The following is a 23062-nucleotide window of genomic DNA, read 5'->3' as shown; positions in this document are numbered from 1 at the left end:
GCATGTCCGATCCCTCGAATCCCGACGAGCGCGAGCTCACCCGCCGCGAGCGCCGCGAGCAGGAGCTCGCCGCGGAGGCCCGACGGAAGCTGCCGAGCGCCGCCGCTCACGAAGTGGCGAGCGCGGCCCGGCCCGGGCAGCCCGCAGCCGAGCGGCCCGCGGCGCAGGCCGTTCCCGAGCACCGTCCGGCGGGCCTCGAGGATCTCTTCACGCCGGAGAACGAGCACCGGCCCGCCAAGCGCCGGACGAGCCGCGCCGGCTGCCTCATCGCCGGGATCATCGTGCTCGCGCTTCTGGCGGGGGCCGGCGCCGGCGCCCTGTGGGCGTGGAACACGTACGGAGAGCGCATCTCCGAGGCGCTCGGCTGGGACGGCCCGCACGACTACGAGGAGGGCGAGGCCACCGGCGAGGCGACGGTGACCATCGCCGAGGGCGACACCGGGCAGGCGATCTCGAAGACGCTGCACGATGCGGGCGTCACCCTCGAGGAGGACTCCTTCTACCGCCACCTCATCGAGATCGACGACGACGGCGGGCTGCAGCCCGGCGTCTACCGGCTGCAGCAGAAGATGACCTCGGCGGCCGCTCTGGCCGCGCTCCAGGACCCGGCGTCGCGCCTCGAGAACACGGTGCTCATCACCGAGGGCAGCTTCGCCGCCGACGCGCTGGCGAACATCGCCGAGGTCACCGACATCCCGCTGGAGGACCTGCAGGCCGCCGCGGATGACTACACGCGGTTCGGCGTGCCGGCGGAGGCGCCGAGCATCGAGGGCTTCCTGTTCCCGGCGACCTACACGTTCGATCCCGACGCGACCGCAGACGACGTGATCCAGCAGCTCGTCGACGAGATGTTCGAGCGCCTCGACGCGCAGGGCGTGGCGCCGGAGAACCGCTTCGAGATCCTCACGATGGCCGCTCTCGTCCAGCGCGAGTCCGGCGGCGAGGCCGACATGCCGAAGATCGCGCGCGTGTTCGCCAACCGCGTGGACGAGGGGATGCTCCTGCAGTCCGACGCGACCGTCGCGTATGGGGCGGACAGCACGCACACGGTGTGGACGACCGACGAGCAGCGCGCCGACGCCGCCAACCCGTACAACACGTACGTGCACGAGGGCATGCCGGTCGGCCCGATCGGCCTGCCCGGCGAGGCGGCGATCGCCGCGGCGATCTCGCCGGCCGACGGCGACTGGCTCTACTTCGTGCCCGTGAACCTCGAGACGGGGGAGACGGTGTTCTCCAGCACCCTCCAGGAGCACGAGGCGGCCGTCGCCCGCCTGCAGGAATGGTGCCGCGCGAGCGAGGAGAACGCCGTCTACTGTGAGTGACATCCGTCTGGAGGTGTGGGGCGACCCCATCGCACACAGCCGATCCCCGCAGCTGCACGGCGCCGCGTATCGCGCTCTGGGCCTCGACTGGGCCTTCGAGCGGCGGCGCGTCGGCGAGGGAGAGTTCTCCGACGCGCTCGCGTCCCTCGACGCCCGATGGCGCGGACTCGCGGTCACCATGCCGCTCAAAGCCCGCGCGTTCCGCGCGGCGGGCCGGCGCTGCCGCCGAGCGGAGCTCACCGGAGCGGTCAACACGCTCTCCTTCGGCGCGGACGGCGAGCGGCTCGCCGCACCGGACGGGTACAACACCGACGTCGGCGGCATCGTGCGCGCGCTGGACGAGCTCGGCGTCGCCGCTGTCGCGACCGCTCGCATCGTGGGCGCGGGCGCCACCGCCGCCTCGGCCCTCGTCGCACTCGGCGAGATGGGCGCGGAGCGGGTCGAGGTCGTCGCGCGTCGGCCGGGGGCCGTCGCCCCGCTCGTCGCGATCGGAGAGCGCGCAGGCATCGCGGTCGTCGCTGCGTCCTTCGACGCCGCGCACACCGCTGTCGACCTCACCGTGGCCACCCTGCCGGGCGGCACCGCGCTTCCCTCCGCGCACGCCGAGGCCCTGTCGGCAGCCGGCGGCACGCTGTTCGACGCCGCCTACGCGCCCTGGCCCTCGGCCCTCGCCGCGGCGTGGCCCGCGGGCGCCGCGCACTCGGGCCTCGGGATGCTGCTCCATCAGGCCGTGCTGCAGGTGCGCGTGTTCGTCGCGGGCGACGTCGAGGCCGAGCTGCCCGACGAGGCGGCGGTGGTGGCCGCGATGCGCTCCGCGCTCATGGGAGACTAGTCGCCATGCTCCGCGTGCTCACGGCCGGCGAATCTCACGGCCCAGAACTCATCGCCATCATGGAGGGACTGCCCGCGGGCGTCCCCGTCACGGCCGCGGCCATCCAGGCCGACCTGCAGCGTCGAAAGCTCGGCTACGGGCGCGGCTCGCGGATGAAGTTCGAGCAGGACGAGCTGTCGATCTCCGGCGGCATCCGCCACGGACTCAGCATGGGCAGCCCCGTCGCGCTGCGGATCGGCAACACCGAGTGGCCGAAGTGGACCGAGGTCATGAGCGCCGAGCCGGTCGAGCTCAGCGACAAGTCGCGCGGCCGCGGCGCCCCGCTGACCCGGCCGCGGCCGGGCCACGCCGACCTCGTGGGCATGCAGAAGTACGGCTTCGACGAGGCGCGCCCGATCCTCGAGCGCGCGAGCGCGCGGGAGACCGCCGCCCGCGTCGCGCTCGGCGCCGTCGCGCGCTGCTTCCTCGCCGAGCTCGGCATCGGCCTCGTGAGCCACACGCTCTCCATCGGCCCCGTCCGGGTGCCGGATGACGCCGCGCTGCCCGCACCGGCGGACGTCGCCGCGCTCGACGCCGACCCGCTGCGGTGCTTCCACCCGGCGACGAGCGAGCGCATGGTGGCCGAGGTCGACGCGGCGAAGAAGGACGGCGACACCCTCGGCGGCATCGTCGAGGTGCTCGCGTACGGCCTCCCGCCGGGGCTCGGCTCGCACGTGCAGTGGGACCGCCGCCTCGACGCGAAGCTCGCGCAGGCGCTCATGAGCATCCAGGCCATCAAGGGGGTCGAGGTCGGCGACGGCTTCGAGACCACCCGGCGCCGCGGCTCCGCCGCCCACGACGAGCTCTTCGCAGGCGACGACGGCATCGCACGCGGATCGGACCGCGCGGGCGGCACCGAGGGCGGGATGTCCACGGGGACCGTCCTGCGCGTGCGCGCGGGGATGAAGCCCATCGCGACCGTGCCCCGCGCCCTGCAGACTGTCGACGTCGCCACCGGCGACACCGCCTCCGCCCACCACCAGCGCTCCGACGTCTGCGCGGTGCCGGCGGCGGGCGTGGTCGCCGAGGCCATGGTCGCGATCGTCCTGGCCGAGGTCGTCCTGGAGAAGTTCGGCGGCGACAGCATCGCGGAGACCCGCCGCAACCTCGAGGGCTACCTCGCGGCCATCCCCGAGACGCAGCGGACCGCAGCGCTCGCGCATGACGTCGCCCGCTGACGGCGTCGGCGCGGTCGTCCTCGTCGGGCCGATGGGGGCGGGCAAGACCAGCATCGGCCGACGCGTCGCGCGCGCCCTCGCCCTGCCGTTCACCGACACCGACGCCGAGATCGTCCGCGCGCACGGCCCCATCGCCGACATCTTCGTCCGCGACGGCGAGGAGCGCTTCCGCGCGCTCGAGCGCGACGCGGTGCGGACCGCGGTCGAGCGACCGGGGGTCGTCGCCCTGGGCGGCGGCGCCGTGCTCGCCCCGGAGACGCGCGCACTGCTGCGCGCGCACCGCGTGGTGCTGCTGGACGTCGACGAGACCGCCATCGCCCATCGCATCCGCGGCCAGAAGCGGCCGCTGCTGAACGGCGGCACCGACCCGGTCGCGGAGTGGAAGCGCATCCGCGACGCGCGCGCACCGCTGTACGCCGAGGTCGCCGACGCCGTCTTCGACACGTCACGCGGGCCCACCCAGGGCGCGGTCGACCGCATCGTCGCATGGGTGCGCGGCGAAGGGCCGGCAGACCACGAGCCGAGCGCGCGCACCGCGCGCACCGAGGAGGACACATGAGCGACACCGTCATCAGCGTGGCGGGGACCCCCGGCTACGACGTCATCGTCGGCAGTGGCGCCCTGGCGCGTCTCGCCGACGCGCTGCCGCCCGCCGCGACGAAGGTGCTCATCGTGCACCAGCCGTCGCTCGGCGCACGCGCCGAGCAGCTGCGCACGGAGCTCGTCGAGTCGGGCGGGCGCGAGATCCTCCTCGCCGAGGTGCCCGACGCCGAGCAGGCCAAGCGGGTCGAGGTGGCGGCCTTCTGCTGGCAGATCATGGGCCAGGCCGACTTCACCCGCACCGACGCCGTCGTGGGACTCGGCGGCGGCGCGGTGACCGACCTCGCCGGCTTCGTCGCGGCGACCTGGCTGCGCGGCGTCGACGTCGTGCAGATCCCCACCACCGTCCTCGGCATGGTCGACGCCGCGATCGGCGGGAAGACCGGCATCAACACGGCGGAGGGGAAGAACCTCGTGGGGGCCTTCTGGGCGCCGCGGGCGGTGCTCTGCGACCTCGACCTGCTCGCCACGCTGCCGGAGAACGAGGCGGTCGCGGGCTTCGCCGAGGTCGTGAAGGCGGGGTTCATCCGGTACCCGGAGATCCTCGAGATCGTCGAGGCCGATCCGGCGCGGGCGACCGATCCGACCACTCCCGAGTTCCGCCGCTGCATCGAGCTGGCCATCCGCATGAAGGCCGACGTGGTGGGAGAGGACTTCCGCGAATCGGGCGTCCGGGAGACGCTCAACTACGGCCACACGCTCGGGCACGCGATCGAGCACGCCGAGCGCTACCGGTGGCGCCACGGCGCCGCCGTGTCGATCGGCATGATGTATGCCGCGGAGCTCTCGCGACTGGCCGGGCGACTCCCGGACGCGGCCGTCGACCGGCATCGCGCCATCCTCACGTCCCTCGGCCTCCCCACCACCTACCGGACGGGAGCGTGGCAGCAGCTGCTGGCCACCATGCAGCGCGACAAGAAGGCGCGCGCGGGGATGCTGCGGTTCGTGCTCCTGGACGACATCGGCAAGCCCACGCTCGCCCAGGCGCCCGACGAATCGCTCCTCTTCGCCGCGTATCAGGAGATCGCGGAGGAGAGCGCGGGTCGCATCATCTCGACCGGCGGCGCGTGACTAGGATGAACCCCACCACTTCGAGGAAGGCCCCTGCCATGAAGCGCATCTCGTCCCGTGCGGTGACCGCACTGATCGTCACGAGCACCGCCGGGCTCGCCCTGGCCGGTTGCGCGTCCGGCGGCGAGGAGCCCGAGGCCTCGGCCGGCGGCGTCCAGCTCGTCGAGTCCGGCAAGCTCACCGTCTGCTCCGACATCCCCTACGAGCCCTTCGAGTTCATCGACGAGAACGGCGACACCGTCGGCTTCGACATGGACATCGCCGCGGCCATCGCGGAGGACCTCGACGCCGAGCTCGAGGTCATCACCGACTCGTTCGAGTCGATCCAGTCCGGTCTCTCGTTCGACAAGTGCGACCTCGCCATCTCCTCCATCTCCATCACGGAGGAGCGCAAGGGCAACATGGACTTCTCGGAGCCCTACATGGACGATGACCTGACGCTCATCGCTGCCGACGGCTCCGGCATCGAGGACCTCGAGTCCGCCGCCGGCAAGGTCGTCGGCGTGCAGTCCGGCACCACCGGCGAGGCGTACGCGCAGGAGAACGGGATCTCCCCGGTCGGCTTCGAGAACGCAGGCCTCCAGCTCGAGGCGCTGAAGGCCGGCACCGTCGACGCCGTGCTCGGCAACGTCTCCGTCCTCGGCTACGGCATCAAGGACGAAGAGGGCTTCACGCGCGTGGCCGACTTCGAGACCGGCGAGCAGCTGGGCATCGCAACCGAGAAGGGCGACACCGAGCTGATGGACGTCGTCAACGGCACGCTGCAGCGCCTGACCGACTCCGGCGAGCTGGACGAGCTGAAGTCGACCTGGTTCGGCGACGGCGCGTAAGGGGCGCGCGGTGGCCCTGACCGCACGCCAGCGCGCGCGGACCAGCCAGTACGTCCAGGGCGGCATCTTCGTCGCCGTCCTGGTCGTCCTGGCGGTCAGCGTCGACTGGCCGCGCGTGCTGAACTCGTTCTTCGACTTCCCCGCCGTCGCGGGCATGTTCCCCGGCGTGATCCTCGTCGGCCTCAAGAACACCATCCTCTACACGCTGGTGTCGTTCGCTCTCGGGCTGACGCTCGGCCTGCTGCTGGCGCTCATGAAGATCGCGTCGTTCCCGCCCTACCGCTGGATCGCCACGGCCTACATCGAGTTCTTCCGCGGCGTCCCGGCGCTCCTCGTCTTCATCGCGTTCGGCTTCGGCGTTCCGGCGGCCTTCCCCGGCACGCGCTGGCCGACGATGCTCGTGGTCATGCTGTCGCTCGGGATCGTGGCGGCGGCCTACATCGCGGAGACGCTGCGCGCGGGCCTGCAGGCCGTGCCGCGCGGCCAGTACGAGGCCGCCCGCTCGCTCGGCATGCCCGGCTGGCGCGCGATGCTCACGATCGTCATCCCGCAGGCCTTCCGCATCGTGCTCCCGCCGCTCACGAACGAGTTCATCCTCGTGACCAAGGACACATCGCTGATCTACGTCATCGGCCTGGCCGCATCGAGCTTCGAGCTCACCAAGCTCGGACGCGACGGCATCCTGCAGTACGGCGCGGGCATCACGCCGCTCGTCGTGGCGGGCGCCATGTACCTGATCATCACCCTGCCGCTCAGCCAGCTCTCCCGCCGGTTCGAGTCGCGGGCGGCGAAGGCCGCGCGATGAGCACTCCAGGAGGAGACATGACCGACAGCTCCCAGCCGGAGGCGCACTTCGGCGTGACGATCCAGGGACTCCGCAAGGCCTTCGGGTCGAACGAGGTCCTCAAGGGCGTCGACCTCGAGGTCCGGCCCGGCGAGGTCGTCTGCCTCATCGGGCCGTCCGGCTCGGGGAAGTCCACCCTGCTGCGCTGTGTGAACCTGCTCGAGGCGCCCAGCGGCGGCTCCGTGCAGGTGGGCGGCCGCGAGGTGACCGACCCCGACGTCGACATCGACGAGCTGCGCCGCCACGTGGGGATGGTGTTCCAGCAGTTCAACCTGTTCCCGCACCTCACGGTGCTGGAGAACTGCACCGTCGCGCAGATCAAGGTGCTGCGGCGCGGGCGCGAGGAGGCCCAGCGCGTCGCCCGGGAGAACCTCGCGAAGGTGGGGCTCGCCGACTTCGACGAGCGCTACCCCGATCAGCTCTCCGGCGGCCAGCAGCAGCGGGTCGCGATCGCGCGGTCGCTCTCGATGGACCCGCACCTCATGCTCTTCGACGAGCCCACCTCCGCCCTCGACCCGGAGACCGTCGGCGACGTGCTCGCGATCATGCGCGCGCTCGCCCGCGACGGCATGACGATGCTCGTCGTCACGCACGAGATGGAGTTCGCCCGGGTGGTGGCCGACCGCGTCGTCTTCATGGACGGCGGCGTCGTCGTGGAGGAGGGACCGGCCGAGCAGGTCATCTCGGCCCCGCAGACGCCGCGCATGCAGGACTTCCTCAAGCGGGTCATCCATCCGACGCACGTGGATCTGAACTAGAATCTTCTCTCGGTCCCGCGCGGGCCCCGCCCCTTCCGACGAACGATCCACACGAACGGACCGAATACGCACATGGCATCCACCGCAGACATCAAGAACGGCGTCGTCCTCGCCATCGACGGACAGCTCTGGAGCGTGGTGGAGTTCCAGCACGTCAAGCCCGGCAAGGGCGGCGCGTTCGTGCGCACCAAGCTCAAGAACGTCGTCTCCGGCAAGGTCGTCGACCGCACGTTCAACGCCGGCGCCAAGGTCGACATCCAGAACGTCGACCGCCGCGACTTCACGTACCTCTACAACGACGGCGAGTCGTTCGTGTTCATGGACGCGACGGACTACGACCAGATCAACGTGCCGGGCACCGTCGTCGGCGACGCCGCGAACTTCCTCCTGGAGAACCAGCTCGTCACGATCGCCCTGCACGACGGCCTCCCGCTCTACGTCGAGATGCCCGCGTCCGTCGTCCTCGAGATCACCTACACCGAGCCGGGCCTGCAGGGCGACCGCTCGTCGGCCGGCACCAAGTCCGCCACGGTGGAGACCGGCGCCGAGATCCAGGTGCCGCTGTTCCTCGAGACCGGCACGAAGGTCAAGGTCGACACCCGCACGGGCGACTACCTCGGCCGCGTCAACTGAGTCGCGCGAGTGAGCGCACGCACCAAGGCGCGCAAGCGCGCCCTCGACATCCTCTTCTCGTCTGACGTCCGCGGTGACGGCCTGGACGTGACGCTCGCGGCCGAGGCGCGGCGCGCCGCGGGCGAGCCCGCGCGACAGGCCTCGTGGCTGTACGCCCGCGAGATCGTCGACGGCGTCATCGACCACCGCGACGAGATCGACGAGCAGATCACCACGCACAGCCGCGACTGGCGCCTGGAGCGGATGCCCGCCGTCGACCGTGCGCTGCTGCGCATGGCGGCGTGGGAGATCATGTACAACGACGAGGTGCCGACGGCGGTCGCGATCGACGAGGCGGTGGAGCTCGCCAAGGAGCTCTCCACCGAGGAGTCGGGCGCCTTCGTGCACGGCGTCCTCGCGCGCATCGCGCGCTCGAACTGAGCGCGCCCTCCGCGTGCCCGCGCCGTTCGTCCCCGTCGACGCCATCCGCAGGATGGCGGACGAAGGAGCGTACGAGCGCGGGCTCGCGTACTTCCAGGAGGGTGCGGTCGAGCACGCCCGCTGGATGACCGACGGCGTCACCCTCACCGCGCGCGTGTCGGGCTCCGCCGCGCGCAGCTACTCGGTGCGTGTGCGCATCGACGCCCGGACGTCGGCGATCGTCGCCTCGCAGTGCAGCTGCCCCATGCGCAGCCGCTGCAAGCACGTGGTAGCCGCCCTGCTCGCGGGCAACGCGCAGCGGCGGAACGCCGCCGGTGCGCGTCATGACGCCGCGGCCTCGTCCTGGCGCGGCCTGATCGGCTCGCCGGAAGAGGCCGCGGGTTCCCCGGAGACCGTTCCGCTCGCGCTCGGCGTGGAGCTGCGTCACCGCGCGGCACGCGGCGCCTGGCAGGCGCGGCGCGCCGAGCCCGCGCACCCGCGCCATCTCGAGCGGGGCGCCGCCGGCGAGCTGTTCGTCGGGCTGCGCCCGCTGCTGCGCAGCGACCGGTCGGGCGCCTGGATCAAGGGCGACGCCTCGTGGGAGGCGGTGCGCAGGCCCGGCGGCCGGTTCTCGCGGCCGCAGTCGCGCTGGTTCGCCGAGCTCTACAGCATCGCCCGCGACGTCTTCCGCCTCGACTCCTTCGGCGACGGCGCCGAGTGGCTGACGCTCGACACGATCCCGTCTGCGCTCCTGTGGACGCACCTGCGCGCGGCGGACGCGCTGAGCATCCCGCTCATCCCCACGCAGAAGCTCCTCGACGTGCGCCTCGCGCAGGCCGCTGCCGCCCGCATCCGCATCGACGATGCCGACGCGGGCGGACTCGAGGTCCGCGCGGAGGTCGAGATCGACGGCGCGCCCGTCGACGTCGCGGCCGTGCGGCCCATCTCCCGCTCCGGCGTCTACGCGTTCGCCGTCGAGTACGGGCGCATCTCGCTCACCCTCGCGCCCGTCACGCTCACCGACCCCGTCGCCGCGCTCCTCGCCGGGCCGGTCTCGGTGCCCGAAGACGAGACCGACCAGTTCGTGGCGGAGGCCCTGCCCGTCATCGCGCGGCGCGCGGAGATCCGCTCGAGCGCCGATATCGAGATCCCGGAGCAGCCCGCTCCGCAGCCCGTCATCGAGGTCGTCTTCCACCCCGGCGACCGCGTCACGTACGCGCTGTCCTGGGCATACGCCGGTCTCGGCCGCCATCGCTTCGACGCGCCCGTCGGCGCCGCCGCCGCCGATCCCGACCGGGATGGCCAGGCCGAGGCCGCGCAGGCGGCCGTCGTCGCGCGGGCATGGGCAGACGCCTCCGCGGATGTGCCGTTCGCGCCCTCCGGAGAGCTGCGCGACGTCGACGCGGCGGAGTTCTCCGATCGGATCCTGCCGGCGCTGGAGGCCGCCGACGTCGAGGTGGAGACGACGGGCACCCGGCGGCGCTACCGCGAACTCGCCGGCGCCCCCGAGATCTCCGTGTCCACGGTGGAGACGACCGACTCGGACTGGTTCGACCTCGGCGTCGTGGTGACCATCGACGGACGCACCATCCCGTTCGCGCCGCTGTTCACCGCCATCAGCCAGCGGCGGAAGAAGATGCTGCTCGCCGACGGCGAGTACTTCTCCCTCGCGCACCCCGCGCTGCAGCGCCTGCGCGACCTGGTCGACGAGGCGGCGACCCTGTCGGAGTGGGAGTCGGGGCCGCGGATCAGCCGCTACCAGACCGCGCTCTGGTCGGAGTTCGAGGACATCGCCGACGAGTCCCTTCCGGCGGCGGCGTGGCGCGCGACGGCCGAGGGGCTGCGCGACGTGGAGCGCATCGAGCCGACAGCGCCGCCCGCGGGGCTGCACGCGCAGCTGCGGCCGTACCAGCAGGAGGGCCTGGACTGGCTGGCCTTCCTGTGGCGTCACCGCCTGGGCGGGATCCTCGCCGACGACATGGGTCTCGGCAAGACGCTGCAGATGCTCGCGCTCATCCTGCACACCCGCGAGGCGGGGGAGGAGCGCCCGTTCCTCGTCGTCGCCCCGACCTCGGTCACTGCGACGTGGCGCGACGAGGCCGAGCGCTTCGCTCCGTCGCTGCGCGTGCGCCGCATCGAGGCGACCCGGTCCAAGCGCACGGGCACGCTGGCGGAGACCGCGGCGGGTGCGGACATCGTGGTGACCTCCTACGCGCTCCTGCGCCTGGACGCCGAGGAGTACGCGTCGGTGGAGTGGGCGGGGCTCGTGCTCGACGAGGCCCAGTTCGCCAAGAACCCGCAGACCGGCGTGCATCGCGCGGCCGCCGAGCTGCGCGCGGACGTGACGTTCGCCGTGACCGGCACGCCGCTGGAGAACGGCCTCTCAGAGCTCTGGGCGCTGCTGTCGCTCGCCGCGCCCGGGCTCTTCCCCTCCGCCCGCCGTTTCCGCGAGGAGTACGTCGGGCCGATCGAGAAGGGGAAGGTCCCGGAGGACCAGGAGGGGAGCGCGTACCGCGCAGAGCGCCTCGCGCGGCTGCGGCGGCGGCTGCGCCCGCTCATGCTGCGCCGCACGAAGGAGCTCGTGGCGGGCGACCTGCCGCCCAAGCAGGAGCAGCGGCTGCATGTCGAGCTGAGCCCCGCGCACCGCGCCGTCTACGACACCGTGCTGCAGCGCGAGCGGCAGAAGGTGCTCGGCCTGCTCGACGACCTCGACCGCAACCGCTTCATCGTGTTCCGGTCGCTCACCCTGCTGCGCCTGCTGAGCCTCGCGCCCGAGCTCGTCGACCCCGAGCACGCGGACATCGCCTCGAGCAAGCTCGACGCGCTGGTCGAGCAGCTCGACGCCGTCATCGCCGAGGGCCACCGCGCGCTGGTCTTCAGCCAGTTCACGTCGTACCTCGATCTCGTGGCCGCGCGCCTCGACCGGGAGGGCATCGCGCATGCTCACCTCGACGGCAGCACCCGCGATCGCCCGGCGGTCGTCGAGTCGTTCCGCACGGGCGACGCGCCGGTGTTCCTCATCAGCCTCAAGGCCGGCGGCTTCGGCCTCACCCTGACCGAGGCGGACTACGTCTACCTCCTCGACCCGTGGTGGAACCCCGCGGCGGAGGCGCAGGCCGTCGACCGCGCGCACCGCATCGGCCAGGACAAGCAGGTCATGGTGTACCGGATGATCGCCGCCGACACCATCGAGGAGAAGGTCATGGCGCTGCAGGAGCGCAAGGCGCGCCTGTTCAAGGCCGTCATGGATGACGACGCGCTGTTCTCGCAGGCGCTCACGGCCGACGACATCCGCGGCCTGCTCGAGCCGTGACCGGCACCCGGTAGACTGAGCGCACCTGCACCTTTAACCCCGTCCTGTGAGGCGGAGAAGGGAGCGGCAGATGAGCACGAGAACCGTGCTGCATGACGCCGACATCGCCCGCGCGCTGACGCGGATCGCTCACGAGATCCTCGAGTCGAACCGAGGCCCGGAGGGCCTGGTCCTCCTGGGCATCCCCACCCGCGGCGTCACCCTCGCGCACCGCCTCGCAGCGCTCATCGAGCGCTTCGGCGGCCGCCCCGTGCCGGTGGGATCGCTCGATGTGACGATGTACCGCGACGACCTGGCGCAGCATCCCACCCGCGCGCCGCGCCCGACCGACATCCCGGCCGAGGGCATCGACGGCCGCACCGTCGTCCTCGTCGACGACGTGCTGTTCTCCGGCCGCAGCATCCGCGCCGCCCTCGACGCGCTGAACGACATCGGCCGCCCCGCCGCCGTGCGCCTGGCCATCCTCGTCGACCGCGGCCACCGCGAGCTGCCGATCCGGCCGGACTTCGTCGGCAAGAACCTCCCGTCCGCCCGCTCCGAGCGCGTGAACGTGCGCCTCGCCGAGGTCGACGGCGAAGAGCACGTCTCGATCGAGGGAGGCGAGTGATGCGCCACCTGCTCGACACCCGCATGCTGACCCGCGAGGACGCCATCCGCATCCTCGACGTCGCCGAGGACATGCAGGGCACCCAGGAGCGCGAGGTCAAGAAGCTCCCGACCCTCCGCGGTCGCACGGTCGTGAACCTCTTCTTCGAGGACTCCACCCGCACGCGCATCTCGTTCGAGGCCGCAGCCAAGCGCCTCTCGGCCGATGTCATCAACTTCTCCGCGAAGGGCTCGAGCGTCTCCAAGGGCGAGAGCCTGCAGGACACCGCGCAGACCCTCCAGGCGATGGGCGCCGACGCGGTCGTCATCCGCCACGGCGCCTCGGGCGCGCCGCGCACGCTCGCCACGAGCGGCTGGATCTCGGCGGGCGTCGTCAACGCCGGCGACGGCACCCACGAGCACCCCACGCAGGCGCTCCTCGACGCGTTCACCATGCGCAAGCGCCGCCACGGCGCCGGCAGCCGCGGCAAGGACCTCGCCGGATACCGCGTCGCGATCGTCGGCGACATCCTCCACTCCCGCGTGGCCCGCTCGAACGTCTGGCTGCTCGCCACGCTGGGCGCCGAGGTGACCCTCGTCGCCCCGCCGACGCTGCTGCCCCAGGACGTCACGCAGTGGCCGGTGTCGGTGCGCTACGACCTCGACGACGCGATCGCCGAGCAGCCCGACGCGCTCATGATGCTGCGCATCCAGGCCGAGCGGATGAACGCCGCCTATTTCCCCTCGGAGCGGGAGTATTCCCGACGCTGGGGGCTCGACCCGGAGCGCTTCGCCAGGCTCACGGGCGATACCATCGTCATGCACCCCGGTCCGATGAACCGGGGACTGGAGATCTCCGCAGCCGCCGCCGACTCGCCCAGGGCCACCGTGCTCGAGCAGGTGCGAGCCGGTGTGTCGGTGCGGATGGCCGTGCTCTACCTGCTGCTGGCGGGCGAGCGCAGGAGCGAGGAGACGAAGTGACCGAGACGAAGCCGCTCCTCATCCAGGGGGCCGCGATCGAGGGCGGCGAGACCGCCGACATCCTCGTCGAGGACGGCCGCATCGCCGAGGTCGGCGGCGGCATCAGCCGCGCCGGGGCCCGCGTCATCGACGCGGCCGGCCTGATCGCGCTGCCGGGACTCGTCGACCTGCACACCCACCTGCGCGAGCCGGGATACGAGGCGAGCGAGACCATCCTCACCGGCACGCGCGCGGCGGCGGCCGGCGGCTTCACCGCCGTCTTCGCCATGCCGAACACGTCGCCCGTGGCGGATGTCGCCGGCGTGGTCGAGCAGGAGCTCGCGCTCGGCGAGGCAGCCGGGTACGCCACGGTGCAGCCGATCGGCGCCGTGACCGTCGGGCAGAAGGGCGAGCGGCTCGCGGAGCTGGGCGCCATGGCCGACTCTCGCGCCCGCGTGCGGGTCTTCAGCGACGACGGCTTCTGCGTGTGGGACCCGCTCATCATCCGCCGCGCCCTGGAGTACGTGAAGGCGTTCGACGGCGTCGTCGCCCAGCACGCGCAGGACCCGCGCCTCACCGAGGGCGCCCAGATGAACGAGGGCGTCGTGTCGGCCGAGCTCGGGCTCGCCGGATGGCCCGCGGTCGCCGAGGAGTCCATCATCGCGCGCGACGTGCTCCTCGCCGAGCACGTCGGGTCGCGCCTGCACGTCTGCCACCTGTCCACGGCGGGCTCGGTCGACATCATCCGGTGGGCCAAGAAGCGCGGCATCGCCGTGACCGCCGAGGTCACCCCGCACCACCTGCTGCTGACCGACGAGCTCGTGCGCGGCTACGACGCGCGCTACAAGGTCAACCCGCCGCTGCGCCGCGAGGAGGACGTGCGCGCCGTGCGCGAGGGGCTCGCCGACGGGACGATCGACATCGTCGCCACCGACCACGCGCCGCACCCCGCCGAGAGCAAGAGCTGCGAGTGGGCGGCCGCGGCCAACGGGATGGTCGGCCTCGAGAGCGCGCTGCGCGTCGTCCACGAGGCGATGGTCGCGACCGGCCTCATCGGATGGTCGGACGTCGCGCGCGTGATGTCGAAGGCCCCGGCCCGGATCGGCCGCCTGGCAGGCCACGGCACGCCGATCGCGGTGGGCCAGCCCGCCGAGATCACCCTCTACGACCCGCGTCCGTCGGCGCCGTTCCGCACGGACGATCTGCGCGGCCGCAGCGGGAACTCCCCGTACCTCGGGCGCGAGCTGCCCGGACGCGTCCTCTGGACCGTGCACCGCGGCGCCCTCACCCTCGCCGACGGCGAGCTCGTGGAGCGGGAGGGCGCGCGCGCATGAGCGAGTACCTGCCCGGCTTGCTGCTGATGGTCGTCATCGCCGTGCTCATCCTCGCCGGGATGGCCTGGGGCTGGCGACGACGCGTGCGCCGCGACGCCGGCACCGTCGTGCCGGTCCGCCCGGCCGAGGGCGCGGCGACCGCGCGCTTCGCGGGCATCTACGTCGCCACGACGCGGCACGAGCAGCCGCTCGACCGCCTCGCCGTGAAGCCCCTCGACTTCCGCGCGAAGGTCGCCATCACGGTGACCGACCGCGGCGTCGCGCTCGACCTCTCGGGCGCTCCCACCGTCTTCCTCCGTGCCGAGGAGATCGCCGGCTCCGGCCGCGCGACCTGGACCATCGACCGCGTGGTGGAGCAGGACGGCCTCGTCCTCATCGCGTGGTGCGCGGCCGACGGCACGATCTGCGATTCCTACGTGCGCCTGCAGGGCGACGACCCCGACGCGCTCGTCGCGGCGATCGAAGACCTGCGCACATCCTCGAACCCGACAGGAGCCATCCGATGACCTCTCTGCTCGACCGCGAACCCGCGGTCCTCGTCCTCGAAGACGGCGCCCGCTTCGCCGGGTACGCCTACGGCGCCCGCGGCACGACCCTCGGCGAGGTCGTCTTCTCCACCGGCATGACCGGGTACCAGGAGACCCTCACCGACCCGTCCTACGCGGGCCAGATCGTGCTGCAGACCGCGCCGCACATCGGCAACACCGGCGTGAACACCGAAGACCCCGAGTCCCGCCGCATCTGGGTGTCGGGCTACATCGTGCGCGACCCCAGCCGCGTCGTGTCGAGCTGGCGCGCCGAGGAGACCCTCGACGACGCCCTCGAGCGCGACGGCGTCGTGGGCATCAGCGGGATCGACACCCGCGCGGTCACCCGCCACATCCGCTCCGCCGGCTCGATGCGCGGCGGCGTCTTCTCCGGCGAGGCCGCGGGCCTCACCGCCGAGGAGCAGCTGCGACTCGTCGCCGAGGCCCCGGAGATGACGGGCCTGAACCTCTCCGCCGAGGTCTCGGTCGCGGTCGCCGAGGTGACCCCCGCGCAGGGCGAGCGGATCGGGAACGTCGCGGTCATCGACCTCGGCATCAAGCAGGCCACGGTCGAGAACCTCGCCCGCCGCGGCTTCGAGGTGCACGTGCTGCCGCAGAGCGCGACCATCGACGAGGTCCTCGCGGTCTCGCCCGTCGCCGTGTTCTACTCCAACGGCCCCGGCGACCCCGCCGCGAGCGACGCGCACGTCGAGCTGCTGCAGAACGTGCTGCGCGAGGGCGTGCCGTTCTTCGGCATCTGCTTCGGCAATCAGCTGCTCGGCCGCGCGCTCGGCCTCGGCACCTACAAGCTGCCCTTCGGCCACCGCGGCATCAACCAGCCGGTCCGCGACAAGCTCACCGGCCGCGTGGAGATCACCGCGCACAACCACGGGTTCGCCGTCGACGCCCCGATCGAGGGCGTCTTCGAGAGCCCGGCCGGCTTCGGCCGCGTCGAGGTGAGCCACGTCGGCCTCAACGACGACGTGGTGGAGGGCCTGCGCGCCCTCGACATCCCCGCGTTCTCCGTGCAGTACCACCCGGAGGCCGCCGGCGGCCCCCACGACGCCAACTACCTCTTCGACCGGTTCGTCGACATGGTGCAGGACACCATCAGCAAGAAGGAAGCGAATGCCTAAGCGCGACGACATCCAGTCCGTCCTCGTCATCGGATCCGGCCCGATCGTCATCGGTCAGGCCGTGGAGTTCGACTACTCCGGCACCCAGGCGTGCCGCGTGCTCCGCGAGGAGGGCGTCCGCGTCATCCTCGTGAACTCGAACCCCGCCACGATCATGACCGACCCCGAATTCGCCGACGCGACGTACGTCGAGCCGATCACCCCCGAGGTGATCGAGACGATCATCGCCAAGGAGAAGCCCGACGCCATCCTGCCGACCCTCGGCGGGCAGACCGCGCTGAACGCGGCCATGGCGTTGCACGAGCGCGGCATCCTCGAGAAGTACGACGTCGAGCTCATCGGCGCCAAGCCCGACGCCATCCGCAAGGGCGAGGACCGCCAGGTCTTCAAGGAGCTCGTCATCGAGGCCGGCGCCGAGGTCGCGCGCAGCCACATCGCCCACACCATGGACGAGGTGCTCGAGGGCGCCGAGAAGCTTGGCTACCCGCTCGTCGTGCGCCCGTCGTTCACCATGGGAGGCCTGGGCTCGGGCTTCGCGTACAACGAGGCCGATCTCCGCCGCATCGCCGGCGCGGGCCTCCACGAGTCGTCCACCACCGAGGTGCTCCTGGAGGAGTCCATCCTCGGCTGGAAGGAGTACGAGCTCGAGCTCATGCGCGACACGGCCGACAACACCGTCGTCGTCTGCACCATCGAGAACGTCGACCCCGTCGGCGTGCACACCGGCGACTCCATCACGGTGGCCCCGTCGCTCACGCTGACCGACCGCGAGTACCAGCGCCTCCGCGACATCGGCATCGACATCATCCGCGCGGTGGGCGTCGACACCGGCGGCTGCAACATCCAGTTCGCCATCAACCCGGCGGATGGCCGCATCATCGTCATCGAGATGAACCCGCGCGTCTCACGCTCCTCGGCACTCGCCTCGAAGGCCACGGGCTTCCCGATCGCGAAGCTCGCCGCGAAGCTGGCGCTCGGCTACCGCCTCGACGAGGTGCCCAACGACATCACGAAGGTGACGCCCGCCTCGTTCGAGCCGACGCTCGACTACGTCGTCGTCAAGGTGCCGCGGTTCGCGTTCGAGAAGTTCCCCGCCGCCGACCCGACCCTCACGACCACCATGAAGTCGGTCGGCGAGGCCATGGCGATCGGCCGCAACTACACCACGGCGCTGCAGAAGGCGCTCCGCTCGGTGGAGAAGCGCGGCTCGAGCTTCCACTGGGGCCCGGAGGAGCGCTCGGTCGAGGAGCTGCTCGAGGTCATCAAGACCCCGACCGACGGCCGCATCGTCGCCGTGCAGCAGGCGCTGCGCCTCGGCGCGACGGTGGAGCAGGTGTTCGAGTCCACGGCCATCGACCCGTGGTTCCTCGACCAGATGGTCCTCATCAACGAGGTCGCCGATGCAGTCGCGCAGGCGCCCGAGCTCGACGAGCGGGCCATCCGCCTCGCCAAGGACCACGGCTTCTCGGATGGCCAGATCGCGCAGCTGCGCGGGCTCGCCGAGGTCGAGGTGCGCGCCATCCGCCACGGGTTCGGCATCCGCCCGGTCTTCAAGACCGTCGACACGTGCGCGGGCGAGTTCCCCGCGCAGACGCCGTACCACTACTCCAGCTACGAGCAGGAGACCGAGGTCACGCCGTCCGACCGCCGCAAGGTCGTCATCATCGGCTCGGGCCCCAACCGCATCGGCCAGGGCGTCGAGTTCGACTACTCGTGCGTGCACGCCTCGTTCGCGCTGAGCGCCGCCGGCTACGAGACCGTGATGGTCAACTGCAACCCGGAGACCGTGTCGACCGACTACGACACCTCCGACCGGCTGTACTTCGAGCCGCTCACGCTCGAGGACGTGCTCGAGGTGCTGCATGCGGAGGCGCAGTCGGGCGAGATCCACGGCGTCATCTGCCAGCTCGGCGGCCAGACGCCGCTCGGCCTCGCGAAGGGGATCGAAGACGCGGGCTACCGCATCCTCGGCACCAGCCCCGCCGCCATCGACCTCGCCGAGGAGCGCGGCCTCTTCTCCGAGATCCTCGAGCGCGCGGCCCTCGTCGCGCCCCGCAACGGCACGGCGATCGACGTCGACGGGGCCGTCGCGGTCGCCGAGGACATCGGCTACCCCGTGCTCGTCCGCCCGAGCTTCGTGCTCGGCGGCCGCGGCATGGAGATCGTCTACGACACCGCGAGCCTCCGCGACTACTTCGTGCGCATCGCCGACCAGGCGATCATCGGCCCCGGCCTGCCGCTGCTCGTGGACCGGTTCCTCGACGACGCGGTGGAGATCGATGTCGACGCGCTGTACGACGGCCACGAGCTGTACGTGGGCGGCATCATGGAGCACCTCGAGGAGGCCGGCATCCACTCCGGCGACTCGAGCTGCACCCTGCCGCCGATGTCGCTCGGCCGCACCGAGATCGACCGGGTGCGCGATGCGACGCTCGCCATCGCCCAGGGCGTCGGCGTGCGCGGGCTGCTCAACGTGCAGTTCGCGATCAGCGCGGGCGTGCTCTACGTCATCGAGGCGAACCCGCGCGCGAGCCGCACGGTGCCGTTCGTGTCGAAGGCGCTGGGCATCCCGCTGGCGAAGGCCGCGAGCCGCATCATGGCCGGCTCGACGATCGACGAGCTGAAGGACGAGGGCATGCTGCCCGAGCAGGACGGCTCGCGCGTCCCCCTCGACGCCCCCGTGGCGGTCAAGGAGGCGGTCCTGCCGTTCAAGCGCTTCCGCACCCGCGAGGGCGCCGTCGTCGACTCCGTGCTCGGCCCCGAGATGCGCTCGACGGGCGAGGTCATGGGCATCGACCGCGACTTCCCGACGGCGTTCGCGAAGAGCCAGACGGCGGCCTACGGCGGCATCCCGCTCTCGGGCACCGTGTTCATCTCGGTCGCCGACAGCGACAAGCGCGATGTCATTCTGCCCGCCCACCGGCTGCGCCAGCTGGGCTTCCGGCTGCTCGCCACGGAGGGCACGGCGGAGATCCTCGCGCGCAACGGCGTCGATGTCGAGGTCGTCCGCAAGTACAGCGACACGCAGGAGGACCAGGCCGAGAACATCGTCGACCTCATCAACGCCGGGCGCGTGGACATCATCGTCAACACCCCCAGCGGCATGTCGGCGCGCGCCGACGGCTACGAGATCCGCGCGGCGGCGGTGGGCGCGGACAAGGCGCTCTTCACCACCATCTCGGTGCTCGGGGCGGCCGTGAGCGCGATGGACTCCATGTCCGGCGGCTACGACGTGCGCAGCCTCCAGGAGTTCGCGGCCGACCGCGCCGCGCGCAGGGTCGCGGTGAGCGCGTAGTGCCGGCCTTCGGAGAGCGGGTCCGCGCCGTCATCGGCGCGCGCGGACCGCTCTGCGTGGGCATCGACCCCCACCCCTCGCTGCTCGCGCAGTGGGGGCTGGGGGCGGATGGCCGGGGCGTGCGCGAGTTCGGCCTGCGCGTCGTCGAGGCGGTCGCCGGACGTGCGGGGATCGTGAAGCCGCAGGTGTCGTTCTTCGAGCGATACGGGTCCGCGGGCTTCGCCGCCCTCGAGGACGTGCTCGCGGCCGCTCGCGCGGCCGATCTCGTCGTGATCGCCGACGCCAAGCGCGGCGACATCGGCTCCACCATGGACGCGTACGCCGCTGCCTGGCTGACCCCCGGTTCGCCGCTCGAGGCCGACGCGCTCACGATGAGCCCCTACCTCGGGGTGGGCGCCCTCGACGGCGCGTTCGAGCTGGCCGCGGCACACGGCAAGGGCGCGTTCGTCCTCGCCGCCACGAGCAATCCCGAAGCCGCCGGCCTGCAGCGCGCGGTCGCCGACGGCGCGACCGTCGCCGCGACGGTGATCGCGGAGGTCTCGGCGCGCAACGCGCGGGCGACGCCCGCGGGAGAGTGGGGGAACCTGGGCTTCGTCGTCGGCGCGACGGTGGACTGGCAGGACGCGGGCATCGCCCCGTTCACGCCGCCGGCGCCCATCCTCGCGCCGGGCTTCGGCTTCCAGGGCGCGCGACCGGATCGCCTCGAGGCGGTGTTCGCGGGCGCCGCGCCGAGCGTGATCGCCTCCGAGAGCCGCAGCATCCTCGCCGCGGGGCCCGACGGTCTCGCCGACGCCGTCGCGCGCGCCGCATCCGCATACCGGACCTCGAAGGGAGGCTCCCTTGTCTGACAGCGACGCGACGGCTCCCGGCCGTCCCAGCCCGCCGGCGGTCGACCGCGCTGCGGCCTCGCGCAAGGCGGTCGCCGCGCGCCGCGCGCGGGCCAGCCTCAAGCGCGACCTCGCGATGCGCGTGGTCACCCCGCAGGAGGTGCTGCGCCGCGCCGAGGCCGACCCGCAGTCCCCGGCCGGCACCATGCGCGTGCCGGAGTTCCTCATGGCGCTGCCGGCGATCGGCGAGGGCAAGCGCGACCGCGTGCTCGCCGAGCTCGCGATCTCGCCCGTCAAGCGCCTCGGCGGGCTCGGCAGCCGCCAGCGCCACGCCCTGGCCGCATGGCTCGACCAGCGCATGCCCGAGCCGCAGGCGCGCCCCGGCCGCAGCCGTCTCATCGTGCTGGCCGGCCCGACGGCCGTCGGCAAGGGGACCGTCGCCGCGCACATCCGCGAGAACTACCCCGAGATCCTCATCTCGGTGTCGGCGACCACCCGCGCGCCGCGCCCCGGCGAGGTCGAGGGGCAGCACTACTACTTCGTCGACGAGGCCGAGTTCGATCGGCTCATCGCCGACGGGGAGCTGCTGGAGTACGCGACCGTTCACAACCGTCACCGGTACGGCACGCCGCGCGCGCCCATCGAGCAGGCGCTGGCCGACGGCAAGGCGGTGCTGCTGGAGATCGACCTGCAGGGCGCGCGCCAGGTGCGGGCCGCCGACCCGTCGGCGACGCTCGTGTTCCTGCTCCCGCCCAGCTGGGATGAGCTCACCTCGCGCCTGGTGGGACGCGGCACTGAGGACGAGGAGGAGCGCGCACGGCGCCTGCGCACCGCGCGGGTGGAGCTCGCGGCGCAGTCGGAGTTCGACTTCCGCATCGTCAACGACTCGGTCGCCGACGCCGCGCGGCAGGTCGTAGACTTGGTGCAGGCGTCCGCGCGCTGACCGACCGGCGCGCCTTCGAGCCATGGTTTCGCCGCGCGACAGGACGTCGCCGAACAGGAGGACTGCTATGAGCAGCGAGCACAAGGGCATCATCGACCCGCCCATCGACGAGCTTCTCGACAAGGTCGACTCGAAGTACCAGCTCGTGATCTACGGGGCCAAGCGCGCCCGCCAGATCAACGACTACTACACCGATCTGCACGAGGGGAACCTGTTCGACAACGTCGGACCCCTCGTGGACTCGTCGGTGGAGGACAAGCCCCTCACGATCGCGCTGCACGAGATCCACCAGGACAAGCTGCGCCTGCGTCCTGCTGAGTGAGCGCGTAAGAACTCGTCATACCGACAGGGCCTCCGTCACCGCGTGTCGGAGGCCCTCGTCATACTGAGGGGCGCGGCGCCCGCAGGCGCCGCGCCCCCTCGATCGTCTGGAGCCGCCATGAGCCTGCGCCTGTTCACGTCCGAGTCCGTGACCGAGGGCCATCCCGACAAGATCTGCGATCAGATCTCCGACAGCATCCTCGACGGGCTCCTCGCGGTCGACCGCGACAGTCGCGTCGCCGTGGAGACCCTGGTGACGACCGGGCTCGTGCACGTGGCGGGTGAGATCCGCACCGACGGCTACGTCGAGATCCCGGCCATCGTGCGTCGCGTGATCAACCGCATCGGCTACACCTCGAGCGACATGGGCTTCGACGGCGACTCGTGCGGCGTGAGCGTCTCGGTGGGCGAGCAGTCGAGCGACATCGCGCACGGCGTCGACCGCGCGCTCGAGCAGCGCGAGGGCGACTCCGTGGACCGGTTCGATCTGCTCGGCGCGGGCGACCAGGGCATCATGTTCGGCTTCGCCACCAACGAGACGCCGCAGCTCATGCCGATGGCGGCGTGGACCGCGCACCGCCTCGCCGAGCGCCTCACCGAGGTGCGGCGCAGCGGCGAGCTGCCGTTCCTACGCCCGGACGGCAAGACGCAGGTGACCCTCGGCTACGAGGGCTTCACCCCGAAGACCGTCGACGCGATCGTGCTCTCCACCCAGCACCACCCGAAGGTGACGCAGGAGGAGCTGCGCGACGAGGTCGAGCAGGCCGTCATCCGCCCGGTCCTCGAGCAGATCGGGCTCGACGCCCCCGACGTGAAGCTCTACATCAACCCCGCGGGGCCGTTCGTCACGGGCGGTCCGAAGGGCGATGCCGGTCTCACCGGCCGCAAGATCATCATCGACACGTACGGCGGCGCTGCGCGTCACGGCGGCGGCGCGTTCAGCGGCAAGGACCCGTCCAAGGTGGACCGCTCGGCCGCCTACGCGATGCGGTGGGTCGCGAAGAACGCGGTCGCGGCGGGTCTCGCCGATCGGCTCGAGGTGCAGGTCGCCTACGCGATCGGCAAGGCCAATCCGGTCGGGCTCTACGTGGAGTCGTTCGGCACCGGCAAGGTCTCCGACGACGTCATCATCCGCGCCATCCAGCAGGTGTTCGATCTGCGACCCGGCGCGATCATCGAGCATCTCGACCTGCTGCGTCCCATCTACGCGCAGACCGCCGCGTACGGCCACTTCGGCCGGGAGCTGCCGGAGTTCACCTGGGAGCAGACGAACCGCGCCGACGAGCTGCGCCGCGCGGCCGGGCTCTGACGA

At 72.1% G+C, this 23062-nt stretch carries 21 protein-coding genes; all 21 read left to right on the top strand.

The features are described from left to right. Positions 1 to 2 precede the first annotated feature (2 nt). The 21 genes from mltG (at position 3) to metK (ending at position 23059) form a co-directional block, all read left to right on the top strand. Positions 3 to 1325: an endolytic transglycosylase MltG gene (gene mltG / locus D7D94_RS03970; RefSeq protein ID WP_156241359.1), complete on the top strand. Its 1323-nt coding sequence runs from the start codon at positions 3 to 5 to the stop codon at positions 1323 to 1325. Beyond that, a complete protein-coding gene (locus tag D7D94_RS03965; protein WP_156241357.1) occupies positions 1318 to 2157 on the top strand; it encodes a shikimate dehydrogenase family protein in 840 nt (279 codons plus the stop codon). The genes mltG and D7D94_RS03965 overlap by 8 nt, the downstream gene beginning before the upstream one ends. A gap of 5 nt (positions 2158 to 2162) precedes the next feature. Continuing rightward, positions 2163 to 3374 carry a chorismate synthase gene (aroC, locus tag D7D94_RS03960; RefSeq protein ID WP_156241356.1) on the top strand — a complete coding sequence of 404 codons (1212 nt, stop codon included), beginning with the start codon at positions 2163 to 2165 and terminating at the stop codon, positions 3372 to 3374. After that, positions 3358 to 3933: a shikimate kinase gene (locus D7D94_RS03955; protein ID WP_156241354.1), complete on the top strand. Its 576-nt coding sequence runs from the start codon at positions 3358 to 3360 to the stop codon at positions 3931 to 3933. The genes aroC and D7D94_RS03955 overlap by 17 nt, the downstream gene beginning before the upstream one ends. Next, positions 3930 to 5045: a 3-dehydroquinate synthase gene (gene aroB / locus D7D94_RS03950; RefSeq protein ID WP_156241352.1), complete on the top strand. Its 1116-nt coding sequence runs from the start codon at positions 3930 to 3932 to the stop codon at positions 5043 to 5045. The genes D7D94_RS03955 and aroB overlap by 4 nt, the downstream gene beginning before the upstream one ends. Positions 5046 to 5083: 38 nt before the next feature. After that, the gene (locus D7D94_RS03945) at positions 5084 to 5875 is read left to right on the top strand and encodes an ABC transporter substrate-binding protein (protein WP_156241350.1); all 792 of its coding nucleotides are present in this window, start codon (positions 5084 to 5086) and stop codon (positions 5873 to 5875) included. Between the two features lie 10 nt (positions 5876 to 5885). After that, a complete protein-coding gene (locus tag D7D94_RS03940) occupies positions 5886 to 6680 on the top strand; it encodes an amino acid ABC transporter permease (RefSeq protein ID WP_156241349.1) in 795 nt (264 codons plus the stop codon). A 17-nt stretch (positions 6681 to 6697) separates the two neighbouring features. After that, complete coding sequence (locus D7D94_RS03935; protein WP_156241347.1) at positions 6698 to 7477, top strand: amino acid ABC transporter ATP-binding protein; 780 nt, start codon at positions 6698 to 6700, stop codon at positions 7475 to 7477. A gap of 72 nt (positions 7478 to 7549) precedes the next feature. Next, the gene (gene efp / locus D7D94_RS03930) at positions 7550 to 8110 is read left to right on the top strand and encodes an elongation factor P (RefSeq protein ID WP_156241345.1); all 561 of its coding nucleotides are present in this window, start codon (positions 7550 to 7552) and stop codon (positions 8108 to 8110) included. Positions 8111 to 8119: 9 nt separating this feature from the next. Next, complete coding sequence (gene nusB / locus D7D94_RS03925) at positions 8120 to 8530, top strand: transcription antitermination factor NusB (RefSeq protein WP_156241343.1); 411 nt, start codon at positions 8120 to 8122, stop codon at positions 8528 to 8530. A gap of 52 nt (positions 8531 to 8582) precedes the next feature. Beyond that, positions 8583 to 11822, top strand: coding sequence for a DEAD/DEAH box helicase (locus D7D94_RS03920; protein WP_425486989.1), 3240 nt, complete (start codon positions 8583 to 8585; stop codon positions 11820 to 11822). A gap of 70 nt (positions 11823 to 11892) precedes the next feature. Then, positions 11893 to 12429, top strand: coding sequence for a bifunctional pyr operon transcriptional regulator/uracil phosphoribosyltransferase PyrR (gene pyrR / locus D7D94_RS03915; RefSeq protein WP_156241342.1), 537 nt, complete (start codon positions 11893 to 11895; stop codon positions 12427 to 12429). Next, a complete protein-coding gene (locus D7D94_RS03910; RefSeq protein ID WP_156241340.1) occupies positions 12429 to 13388 on the top strand; it encodes an aspartate carbamoyltransferase catalytic subunit in 960 nt (319 codons plus the stop codon). The genes pyrR and D7D94_RS03910 overlap by 1 nt, the downstream gene beginning before the upstream one ends. Further along, positions 13385 to 14701 (top strand): dihydroorotase, encoded by a 1317-nt coding sequence (locus tag D7D94_RS03905; protein WP_156241339.1) that lies wholly within the window; start codon positions 13385 to 13387, stop codon positions 14699 to 14701. Before D7D94_RS03910 ends, D7D94_RS03905 begins: the two co-directional genes overlap by 4 nt. Then, positions 14698 to 15207, top strand: coding sequence for a PH-like domain-containing protein (locus tag D7D94_RS03900; protein ID WP_156241337.1), 510 nt, complete (start codon positions 14698 to 14700; stop codon positions 15205 to 15207). The genes D7D94_RS03905 and D7D94_RS03900 overlap by 4 nt, the downstream gene beginning before the upstream one ends. Continuing rightward, positions 15204 to 16364: a glutamine-hydrolyzing carbamoyl-phosphate synthase small subunit gene (gene carA, locus D7D94_RS03895; RefSeq protein ID WP_156241335.1), complete on the top strand. Its 1161-nt coding sequence runs from the start codon at positions 15204 to 15206 to the stop codon at positions 16362 to 16364. Before D7D94_RS03900 ends, carA begins: the two co-directional genes overlap by 4 nt. Then, positions 16357 to 19659, top strand: a complete 3303-nt coding sequence (gene carB / locus D7D94_RS03890; RefSeq protein WP_156241334.1) for a carbamoyl-phosphate synthase large subunit — start codon at positions 16357 to 16359, stop codon at positions 19657 to 19659. The genes carA and carB overlap by 8 nt, the downstream gene beginning before the upstream one ends. Then, entirely contained in the window at positions 19659 to 20507 is an 849-nt protein-coding gene (gene pyrF / locus D7D94_RS03885) for an orotidine-5'-phosphate decarboxylase (protein WP_156241332.1), read from the top strand. Before carB ends, pyrF begins: the two co-directional genes overlap by 1 nt. Further along, positions 20500 to 21429 carry a guanylate kinase gene (gmk, locus tag D7D94_RS03880; protein WP_246171868.1) on the top strand — a complete coding sequence of 310 codons (930 nt, stop codon included), beginning with the start codon at positions 20500 to 20502 and terminating at the stop codon, positions 21427 to 21429. The genes pyrF and gmk overlap by 8 nt, the downstream gene beginning before the upstream one ends. 67 nt (positions 21430 to 21496) lie before the next feature. Beyond that, complete coding sequence (rpoZ, locus tag D7D94_RS03875) at positions 21497 to 21751, top strand: DNA-directed RNA polymerase subunit omega (RefSeq protein ID WP_156241330.1); 255 nt, start codon at positions 21497 to 21499, stop codon at positions 21749 to 21751. A 117-nt stretch (positions 21752 to 21868) separates the two neighbouring features. After that, positions 21869 to 23059, top strand: coding sequence for a methionine adenosyltransferase (metK, locus tag D7D94_RS03870; protein WP_156241328.1), 1191 nt, complete (start codon positions 21869 to 21871; stop codon positions 23057 to 23059). Positions 23060 to 23062 lie beyond the last annotated feature (3 nt).

It is taken from the genome of Microbacterium oryzae (assembly GCF_009735645.1).
Lineage (GTDB): Bacteria > Actinomycetota > Actinomycetes > Actinomycetales > Microbacteriaceae > Microbacterium > Microbacterium oryzae.
Note: the sequence above shows the minus strand (reverse complement) of the source record. Positions and strands in the feature narration are given on the sequence as shown.

Bases quoted from the DNA above. Each gene is read 5' to 3' on its own strand.
- D7D94_RS03920 (WP_425486989.1), top strand. From the start codon at position 8,583: ATGGCGGACGAAGGAGCGTACGAGCGCGGGCTCGCGTACTTCCAGGAG.
- rpoZ (WP_156241330.1), top strand. From the start codon at position 21,497: ATGAGCAGCGAGCACAAGGGCATCATCGACCCGCCCATCGACGAGCTT.
- D7D94_RS03955 (WP_156241354.1), top strand. From the start codon at position 3,358: ATGACGTCGCCCGCTGACGGCGTCGGCGCGGTCGTCCTCGTCGGGCCG.
- mltG (WP_156241359.1), top strand. From the start codon at position 3: ATGTCCGATCCCTCGAATCCCGACGAGCGCGAGCTCACCCGCCGCGAG.
- D7D94_RS03935 (WP_156241347.1), top strand. From the start codon at position 6,698: ATGACCGACAGCTCCCAGCCGGAGGCGCACTTCGGCGTGACGATCCAG.
- aroB (WP_156241352.1), top strand. From the start codon at position 3,930: ATGAGCGACACCGTCATCAGCGTGGCGGGGACCCCCGGCTACGACGTC.
- D7D94_RS03945 (WP_156241350.1), top strand. From the start codon at position 5,084: ATGAAGCGCATCTCGTCCCGTGCGGTGACCGCACTGATCGTCACGAGC.
- pyrR (WP_156241342.1), top strand. From the start codon at position 11,893: ATGAGCACGAGAACCGTGCTGCATGACGCCGACATCGCCCGCGCGCTG.
- D7D94_RS03900 (WP_156241337.1), top strand. From the start codon at position 14,698: ATGAGCGAGTACCTGCCCGGCTTGCTGCTGATGGTCGTCATCGCCGTG.
- carA (WP_156241335.1), top strand. From the start codon at position 15,204: ATGACCTCTCTGCTCGACCGCGAACCCGCGGTCCTCGTCCTCGAAGAC.
- metK (WP_156241328.1), top strand. From the start codon at position 21,869: ATGAGCCTGCGCCTGTTCACGTCCGAGTCCGTGACCGAGGGCCATCCC.
- D7D94_RS03910 (WP_156241340.1), top strand. From the start codon at position 12,429: ATGCGCCACCTGCTCGACACCCGCATGCTGACCCGCGAGGACGCCATC.
- efp (WP_156241345.1), top strand. From the start codon at position 7,550: ATGGCATCCACCGCAGACATCAAGAACGGCGTCGTCCTCGCCATCGAC.
- aroC (WP_156241356.1), top strand. From the start codon at position 2,163: ATGCTCCGCGTGCTCACGGCCGGCGAATCTCACGGCCCAGAACTCATC.
- carB (WP_156241334.1), top strand. From the start codon at position 16,357: ATGCCTAAGCGCGACGACATCCAGTCCGTCCTCGTCATCGGATCCGGC.